An 11780-nucleotide genomic window follows, 5' to 3' on the forward strand; every position below is an offset into this window, starting at 1 on the left:
CAAGCAACATGTAGCAACAACGCAATAGTATTAATCACGAACTAATTTCGTAGTTCAGATAAAATGACAACAAATTTTCAGCCACCCCCATTAAGCCGATTACTGACAAACGCATATTTTGCCTCATCGTCCGTGTTGCGGATAGAGTTAAGAGGTTGTGGTGAACTTTAGCCAATTGATTTTAAAAAGTTAAAATTCGTTATTCTTCATCCTGTACCTCCCTAAAGGGTGATGGGTGTTGTCAGCAGTCTGTATTTAATGATCCAATGATTAGAGTAAAACACATGGACGGAAAATCCCTCAACCTCACGCATGAACTCCTGCAACAACTGCAACAACTCGTTCCCCAAGCCTTCTCCGAGGGCAAACTCGATACTGTCGCGCTCAAACGACTGCTGGGCGAAGACGTCTTTGTGCAAGGCGAACGCTATGGACTGAACTGGGCGGGCAAAACCGAAGCCTACCAAGTGCTGCAACAGCAAACCACCACCACGCTGCGGCCCGAGCCGGAACAGTCAGTGGATTGGGACGATGCCGAACACGTCCTAATCGAAGGTGAAAACCTCGAAGTGCTCAAACTGCTACAAAAAAGCTATTTTGGGCAGATCAAAATGATCTACATCGACCCGCCGTACAACACCGGCAGCGACTCCTTCATCTACCCCGACAAATTCTCGGAGAGCAAAGAGGAATACCTGCAACGCATCGGCGATAAAAACGACGAAGGCTATATGCTACGCGAAGGCGCATTTCGCCCCAACCGTAAAGAAAACGGCCAATACCACAGCAACTGGCTGAACATGATGTTGCCGCGTCTTTATCTGGCACGCAATCTGTTGCGTGACGATGGCGTGATCTTTGTCAGCATTGATGACAATGAAGCGGCGAATCTCAAACTGCTGATGGATGAAGTGTTTGGGGAGAAGAATTGTATAGCACAACTTGTATGGCAGAAAAAGACGGGAGCCGGAGCGAAAAGTAAGGGATTTATCGGACTACATGAATATATATTGTGTTATGTAAAATCTATAACTGATGATTTAGATTTTTCTTCGCCAATGTCTGAAAAAACAAAGGCGATGTATTCAAAAAAAGATAACAATTTTGAAAAATTAGGAGGATATGCTACTTGGCCATTAGACACAACTAGCATGGATGATAGACCCAATCTTCGATTCCCTATTTTTCATGAAGGGCATGAAATCTGGCCTCGGAAGCAGTGGTTATGGTCAAAAGAGCGGGTAGAAAAAGCACAAATGGATAATCGACTCGTTTTTAATTTTAATGAGAGAACTAATTCCTGGAGCGTGCGATTCAAAGGATATTTATTTGAGGATGATGGGGTAGAAAAAAAAGGAAAACCAACAACAGTTTTTATCGGGCCATATACACAGGAAGGAACAAGAGATTTTCAAGAATATTTTGAAAGAGAGTTATTTCCTTTCCCTAAACCAGTATCTTTAATTAAGCAACTATTCTCAATTAGAACGGAAACTGCTTTATTGGAAACTATTGATAAAACAGAGATTGTTTTAGATTTCTTCTCTGGTAGTGGCACTACGGCGCAAGCGGTGATGGAGTTGAACGAAGCCGACGGCGGTAACCGTCGTTATATCTGCGTGCAGTTGCCTGAAAAAACTGAGGAGCAGTCCGAGGCGGCGAAGGCCGGCTATGCCACGATTGCGGATATTACCGCGGCGCGGATTAAAAAAGTGATAGAGAAGATCGAAGCGGCGCGTGCAGAGAAAACCGATTTATTGAATGAAAACAAATCGTTACCGAAATTGGGCTTTCGTAAATTCACGCTCGCGCCGTCGAATTTTAAACTTTGGCGCGGTGATGTGATCGAAACCGAAGCGGATTTGGTGCGGCAGATGCATTTATTCACCACACCGCAGCGTGCGACGGCGACCACATCGGATATGGCGTGGGAGTTGTTGCTGAAAAATGGTTATGGCTTGAGCGAGCCGGTTACGGTTTTGACGCTGGATGATGGTTTGTGCGTGTATCACACGGCAGATAGACATTTGGCCTTGGTATTGGATGGGTTCAGCGCGGCGGTGCAGGATGCGGTGCTGACGCTGCGACCGAAACAGGTGCTTTTGCTCGATTCACTTTTCGCCGGTTTGAGCAACGGTGATGCGGTGAAAACCAATGCGCAGTTAACCTTTGAAGATCAGGGCATAGCCTTTCGGACGGTTTGAGGACGCGCGCAATGAAGATTCAATTTGACCAGAACCAAGCGTATCAGTTGGAGGCCATTGATGCGGTGGTGCGTGTGTTTGACGGGCAGGCTTTGGCGGCGCGGGACTTTGAGCTGAGTTTGCAGCCGTCATGGGGCGCGCCGAATGCGGGTGTGTCGCAGGCTTTGATTCAGTCGGCGGTGGCGAATGTGTTGACCATTACGCCGGAGCAGATTTTGCACAATGTGCAGGCGGTGCAGCGTAGCTATAATCAGATGATGGGTGATGATGCGGCGAGCCAGAAGCGTCATATCGCGGTGTCGGAGCAGTTGAAGCCGATGATGGTGAAAAAAACGGTTTATTTACCTTTCCGCGTCGGTATGCGAGTTGGGGAGCGTCCGAGTGAGGAGCGCGATATTGCCTGTGATTTTCCCAACCTGTCGATTGAGATGGAAACAGGTACGGGTAAAACGTATGTGTATTTGCGCACGATTTTTGAGCTGAACTGTCAATATGGTTTTACCAAATTTGTGATTGCCGTGCCGAGCGTGGCGATTCGTGAGGGCGTGTTGAAAAACCTGCAAATCACCGAGGAGCATTTTAGGCAGATTTACCAAGTGCCCGCGCAGTTCAGCGTGTATGACTCGAAGAAGCTGAATGTTTTGAGTAATTTTGCGCGCAGCAATGCGATTCAGATTCTGGTGATGAATATTGATGCGTTTGCCGGTGATGGTGTGGTGATCAATCAGGTGCGCGAGCAGGGGATTGCGCCGATTGAGTTCATTCAGGCGACGCATCCGGTTGTGATTGTCGATGAGCCGCAGAATTTTGAGACGGATACGCGCCGAGCGGCTCTGGCGAATTTGAATCCGTTGTGTTGTTTGCGTTATTCGGCAACGCACAAGGAGGCGTATGACTTGATCTATAAGCTCGACCCGGTACGTGCCTATGACTTGGGGCTGGTTAAGCAGATTGAGGTTGATTCGGTGGTGGAAGCGCATGCCAACAGCGGTGCGTTTGTGAAAATCGAGAAGTTTAAGAAAGCAGCCAAATCAATCGCAGTGCAGTTGTCGATTCATAAAGCACAGGCCAATGGCGTGGATAAGGTGAGTGTGACCGCTAGGGTGAATGATGATTTGTATCAGTTATCCCATCAGGTGGCGGCGTATCGGGACGGCTATCAGATCGTGGTCATTGATTCGGAGGAGGGCTTCGTCGAATTTGCCAACGGTGAGGTGGTGGCGCTGGGACAAGCCAGCGGTGGTTTGAACGATGAGATTCAGCAGGCGATGATACGTGCGACGATTGAGCGGCATTTGGAAAAAGAGAAGCGCTTTGCCAAAGAGGGTTTAGGGGTGAAGGTTTTGTCAATTTTTTTCATTGACCGTGTGGCAAATTATCGAACTTATGATGAGTCGGGCGCTGCGGTGGCAGGGAAGTTTGCTCGCTGGTTTGAGGAGATTTTGGCGCAGTTGCTCCAGTCGCCGCGCTTTAGAGGGATGTATGCGGATTTCGTCGTGGGTGATCTGCATGATGGGTATTTTTCAGAGGATAAGCAGCATCGGGTTAAGGACAGTAAGGAGAAGAGTACCAAGGACGATCAGGCGGCGTTTGAGCTGATTATGCGTGATAAGGAGCGTTTGCTGGATATGCAAACGCCATTGCGCTTTATCTTTAGCCACTCGGCGCTGCGTGAAGGCTGGGACAATCCGAATGTGTTTCAGATTTGCACACTGAATGAAACGGTTTCTACGGTTAAGAAGCGGCAGGAAATAGGTCGAGGCTTGCGTCTGTGTGTGAATCAGAACGGTGAGCGGATACACGCGCGAGATGTGAATTGTTTGACCGTGGTGGCGAATGAGAGCTATGAGGGCTTTGCCAAGGCTTTGCAGACGGAAATCGAGGAGGATACCGGCGTTGATTTCAGCGGTCGTATCAAGAATGCGAATCGGGATAAGGTGTTTGTGCGCAATCGTTCCAAATGGCGTGATGATGCGGTCTTTTTGGATTTGTGGGCGCGTATTAGGCATAAAACCCAGTATCGTGTGATGTATGACACGGATGAGTTAATTGCCTCCGCAGCCGAGCAAGTGCGCGCGATGCCGGAAGTTTTGCGCCCGCAGATCGTGCGTACTTTGGCTCAGGTGGATGTGTCGAATACAGGGGTGAATGCCACAGTCACCAAAGGCATGAGCCAAAGCGTGGATGGAGTGCGTTATCCGATACCGGATTTTGTCGGCTTTATTCAGAGTAAAACCGAGCTGACCCGTCAGACGGTGATTCGCATTATCGAGCAGTCGGGGCGTTTGAGCGATGTTCTGGTGAACCCACAGATGTTTATGGAGCAGGCGGCCAGAGCGATTAATTTCGCCTTTGATCAGCTCAAAATCGATCATATCAAGTATGAGAAAATCGCCAATGAGTTTTATCAGGTGGAGATTTTTGATATTGGTGAAATCGAACGTTATTTGGATAATCTGGTACCGGTGACGCAGTTGGATAAGACGGTGTGTGATTATATTGAAACTGATTCGCCGACCGAGCGTGCCTTTGCTCAGGCGTGTGATGCTCGTGAGGATGTGCTGTTTTATGTGAAGTTGCCGCGCCAGTTTAAGATTAAAACCCCTTTGGGGAATTACAATCCCGATTGGGCATTGATTAAACACGAAAACGAGGATGCGCCCAAGTTGTACTTCGTGGCCGAAACCAAAGGTGCGGCAGCGATGCAGGATCAAACGACTTTACGCTTAAAAGAGTTGGGTAAAATCAAGTGCGGTGCGAAGCATTTTGAACTATTTAAAGAGCAGGTAACATTCAAGGTGGTAAGTGAAGTAGCTGAGATTTGAGTGAATTGAATGTGAAGGCGTGTAAAAAGGCTTGCAGTGTAGAAACTGCAAGCCTTTTTATGGTCTGGTCGGAACGGCGGGATTCGAACTCGCTACCCCTTGCACCCCATGCAAGTGCGCTACCAGGCTGCGCTACGCTCCGAAGACGGCAATTATATCGGTTTTTTGCTGTAAAGCAAAGCGCATGCCTTATAATACGGCTGTTGCGCCGTGGTCGGGCTGTTTATAGTGACGGGTTTTTGTTCAAGCTTGAGCGGGTGGTTCGGATGCGGATGAGGGCTTTTTAATATTTTTCGGGATGGGTATGACACGAATTTTGGTTTCTAACGATGATGGCTATCACGCGCCGGGGATCGAGGCTTTGTACGAGGCGGTGAAGGATTTGGGCGATGTGGTGGTGATGGCGCCGGAGCAGAATTGTTCGGGTGCGTCGAATTCGTTGACGCTCGGGCGACCGGTGGGTGTGCGCCAGTCGAGCAATGGTTTTTATTCGGTGTCGGGTACGCCGACTGATTGTGTGCATTTGGCGGCGACGGGTTTTTTTGATGTGAAGCCGGACATTGTGATTTCGGGCATCAATAATGGTCAGAACATGGGCGACGATACGCTGTACTCGGGTACGGTGGCGGCGGCGATGGAGGGGCTGATGTTGGGCGTGCCGTCGATTGCGTTTTCGCAAGTGGAGCGTGGTTGGGCGCATATCGAGGATGCGGCGCAGGTGGCGCGGGCGATTGTGCAGTTGGTTTTGGCGAAAAATCTGCATGGTTTGCGTCAGGCGTTTTTGTGGAATGTGAATATTCCGAATCTGCCGTTTAGCCAGTTGCAGGCCAATGGTGTGGCGATCACGCGTTTGGGGCGTCGTCATGCGGCGCAGGATTTGCACCGCTTTGAGAATCCGCGGGGCGAGACGATGTATTGGATCGGCGCGGCGGGTGCGGTGAAGGATGGTGATGAAGGCACGGATTTTTATGCGGTGGAGCACGGTCAAACTTCGATCACTCCGTTGCAAATTGATTTGACGGGCTATACGCAGTTGCAGGGTGTGAGCGGTTTGCTGGCGGATTTGACGCTGTAAAATCATGGGTGAATCGGGTGCGCTGTGAATAAGAAGAAGCCTAAATTCGAGCATTTGAGCGAAGTGCAGCGCGCGTGGTCGAGCGCGCAGGCGCGGCGGCAGGCGATGCCGGTCAAGCCGATGTCGTTTGCACCCAGCCCCACGGAGCATTTGTATTCGATTATGCGCGAGGGTACTTTGCGCAGTACGTCGGCCGATTGGCGTGCGCATCCGGAGATTTTGAGTAAATCGCGCACGCAGATGGTGGAGGCTTTGCGCCGCTTGCGTTTGGGCGATGAGGTGGTTTTGGCGGCGATGGCGCGTGTGCCGCGCCATGTGTTTGTCGATGAGGCGTTTTATTTGCGGGCGTATGACGATGATGCGTTGCCGATTGGTTATGAGCAGACGATTTCGCATCCGTCCACGGTGGCGCGCATGTTGGGCTTGTTGCGCGAGGGTGCGCTCAAGTTGGGCGGGCGCTGTGAGCGTATCTTAGAAGTGGGGACGGGTTGCGGCTATCAATCTGCCGTGTTAGCATGTTTCGTGCGCGAGCTGTATTCGATTGAGCGCATTGAGCCGTTGTATCGTTTGGCGCAGGTCAACTTGGCGAAGGTGCAAAGCGTTTTGCTCTCTGAGCCGAATTTGCGCTTTGGCGATGGTTTGGCCGGTTGGCCGGAAGTTGGCTCGTTTGATGGCATCGTCATGGCTGCGGCCGGATTGGCCATTCCGCAGGATTTATTAGAACAATTACGCGTGGGCGGTGTGTTGGTGGCTCCTTTGGTGGTCAATCAACGCGGCGCTCAACAATTTCAGCAGTTGGTTCGCATCACGCGTGTGTCTTTGCGTGAGTGGCGGAACGAGTTTTTGGATGCGGTGCACTTTGTGCCGTTGTTACAGGGTACTCAGAGTACACAAAAATAGGAGTTGAAATGATGCGCATACAAAATTTAATCGCAAAGGCGACCTTGATCGCCGTGGTCGGAACGATGGGCTTGTCTGCTTGTACCACCACGCCGACGTCGGGCACTTCGGTCTCGCGTAAGGCCGATGGTGCTGGCATGTATCGGGTGCGTTCGGGTGACACCTTGTCGCTAATTGCGCGCGCAAACGGGGTGAGTGTATCGAACTTGATGGCATGGAATAATTTGACCAACCCCGATTATCTGGAGGTCGGTTGGCGTCTGCGTGTGCGTCCGAATGCTTCCGGCTCAACATCGGTGACGGCGCCAACACCAGCGCCGACGTCGGGTCGTGCGCAAGCGACCATTAACGATCCTGAAATCAAGGTCAATACCACCATCACCAATAATGTCGTGTGGAACTGGCCATCGAGCAATTCCATCATCCGCAATTTTGACGGCAACTTGACCAAAGGCGTGGTGTTTGGCGGCGATCGTGGTTCGCCGGTGTTAGCGGCGTCTGGCGGTGAAGTGATTTACGCGGGCAACAGCCTGCGCGGTTACGGCAATATGGTGGTGATCAAGCACAATGACACTTGGAGCAGTGTGTATGCGAACAATGAAGAGTTGTTCGTGCGCCAAGGTCAGCGCGTGAATGCGGGGCAAAAAATTGCCAATCAAGGCGATAGCGATGCCTCACGCACTCAGTTGTATTTCGAGGTGCGCCAAAACTCCAAACCGATTGACCCGATGCGGATTTTGCCGGGGCGTTGATTGGGCGTGGGCGTCTTTGCTTATCTTGACGATGAGCGATCTATTGGCGATTAAGCACTTAAACGGTTAAAATAATGACCTGAATATCGTATGCGCGGTGATTTTCACCGCGCTAATTTTATAGAGGGTTGTATCAAATGCGTCACAAAAGGCGAGATCAGGGGTTAATCAAGCCCGCCGAGCGAAAGATTTTTGAATACAAAGTTGAATCCTTGGACATGGAAGGGCGCGGTATTGCGCGGCATGACGAGAAGGTCGCGTTTATTTCAGGCGCTTTGCCGTATGAAACGGTGCGTGCCGAAATTACCCGCAGCAAGCCCAATTACGATGTGGCGCAGGTAACGGAGGTGCTCAAGCCATCCGCTGCGCGTGTACGGCCCAAATGTGTGTATTTCGGTGTTTGCGGCGGTTGCGCCATGCAGCACGTGCATCCGCGAGCGCAAGTGGCGATCAAGCAACGCGTGCTGGAGGACAACCTCGAACGCATCGGCAAGGTCAAACCGGAAATCATCCTGCGCCCGATCATGGGGCCGACGTGGCACTACCGCTATCGGGCACGTCTGACCGCGCGCTACGTGGCGAAAAAGGAATCGGTACTGGTCGGCTTTTTTGAAAAGCAGCCGCGCTATGTGACCGATATGACCTCGTGCCAAATTTTGCCGGAGCATGTGTCTGATTTGCTGCCGATTTTGCGTGAAGTAATTGGCAAACTGTCGATTCGTGAGCGTATGCCACAGATTGAGGTGGCGGTGGGGCAGGAAAACACCGTGCTGGTATTTCGCAATCTGGAAAAACTGACGGAGCAGGACGAGGACATCTTGCGTCAGTTTGCCGACGCGCACAGCGTGGATGTGTGGTTGCAGCCCAAAGGGCCGGATACGGTGTACCCGTTTTATCCGCAGCGCGAGGCGCTGTACTACGATCTGCCGGAATTCGGCGTGCGCATGCCGTACCGTCCGACGGATTTCACGCAGGTCAATTTCCACATCAACCGCGTGCTGGTCGGGCGTGCGGTGCGTTTGCTCGATGTGCAGCCGAACGAGCGCGTGGCTGATTTTTTCTGCGGTTTGGGCAACTTTACCCTGCCGTTGGCGACTCAGGCGGCGCATGTGGTCGGGGTGGAAGGCTCCACGCAGTTGAACGAGCGTGCTTTGCAGAATGCGCAGGTCAATGGTTTAGCGCATAAAACTGAGTTTCACTGCCGCAATTTGTTCGAGGTGACAGCGGATGATTTACGCGGTTTGGGGCGTTTGGACAAATATCTGGTCGATCCGCCGCGAGAGGGTGCGGAGGCTTTGTGCGTGGCGCTGGGAGAGTTGGCGGTGGAGGAGCGTCCGCAACGCATCGTCTATGTGTCGTGTAATCCGGGCAGCTTGGCGCGCGACGCGGGAATTTTGGTCGAAAACGCCGGTTATCAGCTCAAAAGCGCAGGCATCGTGAATATGTTTCCGCATACGGCGCATGTCGAATCGATTGCTGTTTTTGAACGATAAATAGAACTTTCTCCTGATTTCAATCAGTAGTGTGTATTCGTTTACACAAAAGGGCAAATTTCCATTTGACCGGTTTCCTTAAGGGGTATAATACGGGGTGATTGAGCGGCGATCTGCTGTTTGGATCGAAAGCCGCTCGTATGACCCGTATGATCTTTTAAGGAGAAGGCAATGACAGTAAAAACACTGGCGCAATTGGTTGAACAAAATGCTCTGAACGGTAAACGCGTATTCATTCGCGCGGATTTAAACGTCCCTTTCAACGACGCGGGTCAAATTTCTGACGACACACGCATCCGCGCGTCCATTCCGGCGATCAAAATGGCTTTGGACGCAGGAGCGGCCGTGATGGTTACTTCGCACTTGGGTCGCCCGACTGAAGGCGAATTGACCGAAAAAGACTCTCTCAAACCGGTGGCTGACCGCATCAGCGAGCTGCTCGGCGGCTCGGTTCCTGTGCATTTGCAAGCGAACTGGGTGGATGGCGTGACTGCCAATGCGGGCGAGGTGGTGGTTTTGGAAAACTGCCGCGTGAACAAAGGCGAGAAAAAAGACAACGAAGAATTGGCGCAAAAAATGGCCAAACTGTGCGACGTGTATGTGAACGACGCATTTGGTACGGCACACCGCGCTGAAGCAACCACGCACGGCATCGCGCGCTTCGCGCCGGTGGCTGTGGCTGGCCCGTTGCTGGCGGCAGAATTGGACGCCTTGGGCAAAGCCCTGCACGCACCGAAAAAACCATTGGCCGCGATTGTGGCCGGTTCAAAAGTCTCTACCAAACTGACGATTTTGGAAAGCTTGGCCGATAAAGTGGATCAATTGATCGTCGGCGGCGGCATTGCCAACACTTTCATGCTGGCGGCCGGTTTGCCAATCGGTAAATCCTTGGTCGAAGCCGATTTGGTCGAAGACGCCAAACGCATCATCGCCAAAATGTCCGCGCGCGGCGCGACTGTACCGATTCCAACTGATGTGGTGGTGGCCAAAGAATTCTCAAAAGACGCAACAGCAACCGTGAAAAAAGCGACCGATGTGGCGGAAGACGACATGATTCTGGACATCGGCCCTGAAACCGCGGCAGTGATCGCAGCGCAACTCAAATCCGCTGGTACCATCGTGTGGAATGGTCCGGTTGGCGTGTTTGAGTTTGACCAGTTTGGTAACGGCACGAAAGTATTGGCACAGGCGATTGCTGAGTCCGAGGCGTTCTCCATCGCGGGTGGTGGCGACACGCTGGTGGCGATTGCCAAATACGATATTGCCGACAAAGTCAGCTATATCTCCACGGGTGGCGGCGCGTTCCTCGAATTTTTGGAAGGCAAAAAATTACCGGCGGTAGCGGCTTTGGAAGCCAAGGCGTAAATCATTGCAGCCCCTTGATCGCATGGATCGTACCATCGGTCGAGGGCTTTTTTACAGGTTTTTTAATTAGGAGTGTCTCATGACTAAAGTGTTGGAAGCTGTAAAAGCAGGCGTAGCGACAGGCGACGCCGTACAGAAAATTTTTGAATTGGCCAAAGCAGGCAATTACGCTTTGCCAGCAGTGAACTGCGTGAACACGGATACCGTGAACTCGGTATTGGAAGCGGCAGCCAAAGCCAAAGCGCCGGTCATCGTACAGTTCTCAAACGGCGGTGCATCGTTTTTTGCCGGTAAAGGCTTGAAACTCGAAGGCCAACAAGCGGCCATCCTCGGCGCGATTGCGGGTGCGAAATACGTGCACGCAGTGGCCGAAACCTACGGCGTGCCAGTGATTTTGCATACCGACCACGCGGCGAAAAAATTGCTGCCGTGGATTGATGGTTTGCTCGATGCGGGCGAAAAATTCTATGCCGAAACGGGCAAACCGCTGTTCTCATCACACATGCTCGATTTGTCTGAAGAATCGCTCGAAGAAAACATCGAAATTTGCGAGCAGTACCTCAAGCGCATGGACAAAATGGGCATGACGCTGGAGATCGAATTGGGCTGCACGGGTGGTGAAGAAGACGGCGTGGACAACACTGGTATGGATTCATCCGCGCTGTATACGCAACCGGAAGACGTTGCCTACGCCTACGAGCGCCTGAGCAAAATCAGCCCGCGTTTCACCATCGCAGCCTCATTTGGTAACGTACACGGCGTGTACAAACCAGGCAACGTGCAATTGACCCCGAAAATCTTGGACAACTCGCAAAAATACGTGTCTGAAAAATTCGGTCTGCCAGCGAAATCATTGGACTTCGTATTCCACGGCGGTTCTGGCTCAAGCCCAGAGGAAATCAAAGAAGCGGTTGGCTACGGCGTGGTGAAAATGAACATCGACACCGATACGCAATGGGCGAACTGGGAAGGCGTTTTGAACTACTACAAGGACAAGCAAGACTACCTGCAAGGTCAGTTGGGCAATCCCGAAGGTGAAGACAAACCGAACAAAAAGTACTACGACCCACGCGTTTGGTTGCGCAAAGGCAGCGAATCCATGGTGGAACGCTTGATGCAAGCATTCAAAGAGCTGAACGCCGTAGATGTGCTGTAATTTGTAAATG

General features: G+C 51.6%; 8 protein-coding genes and 1 tRNA gene. 8 read left to right on the forward strand and 1 reads right to left on the reverse strand.

The window, feature by feature from the left end; all coding sequences use genetic code 11:
- The first annotated feature begins 284 nt into the window (after positions 1–284).
- On the forward strand, positions 285–2204 hold the full coding sequence (locus ACZ41M_RS00710; protein ID WP_464730765.1) for a site-specific DNA-methyltransferase: 1920 nt from the start codon (positions 285–287) through the stop codon (positions 2202–2204).
- An 11-nt stretch (positions 2205–2215) separates the two neighbouring features.
- A complete protein-coding gene (locus ACZ41M_RS00715) occupies positions 2216–5029 on the forward strand; it encodes a restriction endonuclease (protein ID WP_464730764.1) in 2814 nt (937 codons plus the stop codon).
- Positions 5030–5094: 65 nt separating this feature from the next.
- On the opposite strand, the gene ACZ41M_RS00720 is transcribed toward ACZ41M_RS00715, so the two are convergent.
- Positions 5095–5171, reverse strand: a tRNA-Pro gene (locus tag ACZ41M_RS00720).
- Between the two features lie 162 nt (positions 5172–5333).
- On the opposite strand from ACZ41M_RS00720, the gene surE reads away from it, so the two are divergent.
- From surE to fbaA, 6 genes are all read left to right on the forward strand, one after another.
- On the forward strand, positions 5334–6104 hold the full coding sequence (gene surE, locus ACZ41M_RS00725; RefSeq protein WP_464730763.1) for a 5'/3'-nucleotidase SurE: 771 nt from the start codon (positions 5334–5336) through the stop codon (positions 6102–6104).
- A 24-nt stretch (positions 6105–6128) separates the two neighbouring features.
- Complete coding sequence (locus ACZ41M_RS00730) at positions 6129–7004, forward strand: protein-L-isoaspartate O-methyltransferase family protein (protein ID WP_464730762.1); 876 nt, start codon at positions 6129–6131, stop codon at positions 7002–7004.
- 8 nt (positions 7005–7012) lie between these two features.
- Positions 7013–7756, forward strand: coding sequence for a peptidoglycan DD-metalloendopeptidase family protein (locus ACZ41M_RS00735; protein WP_464730761.1), 744 nt, complete (start codon positions 7013–7015; stop codon positions 7754–7756).
- 137 nt (positions 7757–7893) lie between these two features.
- Positions 7894–9249, forward strand: a complete 1356-nt coding sequence (gene rlmD, locus ACZ41M_RS00740; protein WP_464730760.1) for a 23S rRNA (uracil(1939)-C(5))-methyltransferase RlmD — start codon at positions 7894–7896, stop codon at positions 9247–9249.
- 171 nt (positions 9250–9420) lie between these two features.
- The gene (locus tag ACZ41M_RS00745) at positions 9421–10614 is read left to right on the forward strand and encodes a phosphoglycerate kinase (protein ID WP_464730759.1); all 1194 of its coding nucleotides are present in this window, start codon (positions 9421–9423) and stop codon (positions 10612–10614) included.
- Between the two features lie 79 nt (positions 10615–10693).
- Complete coding sequence (fbaA, locus tag ACZ41M_RS00750; protein WP_464730758.1) at positions 10694–11770, forward strand: class II fructose-bisphosphate aldolase; 1077 nt, start codon at positions 10694–10696, stop codon at positions 11768–11770.
- The last annotated feature ends 10 nt before the right edge of the window (positions 11771–11780 follow it).

It is taken from the genome of Puribacter membranae (genome assembly GCF_055380425.1).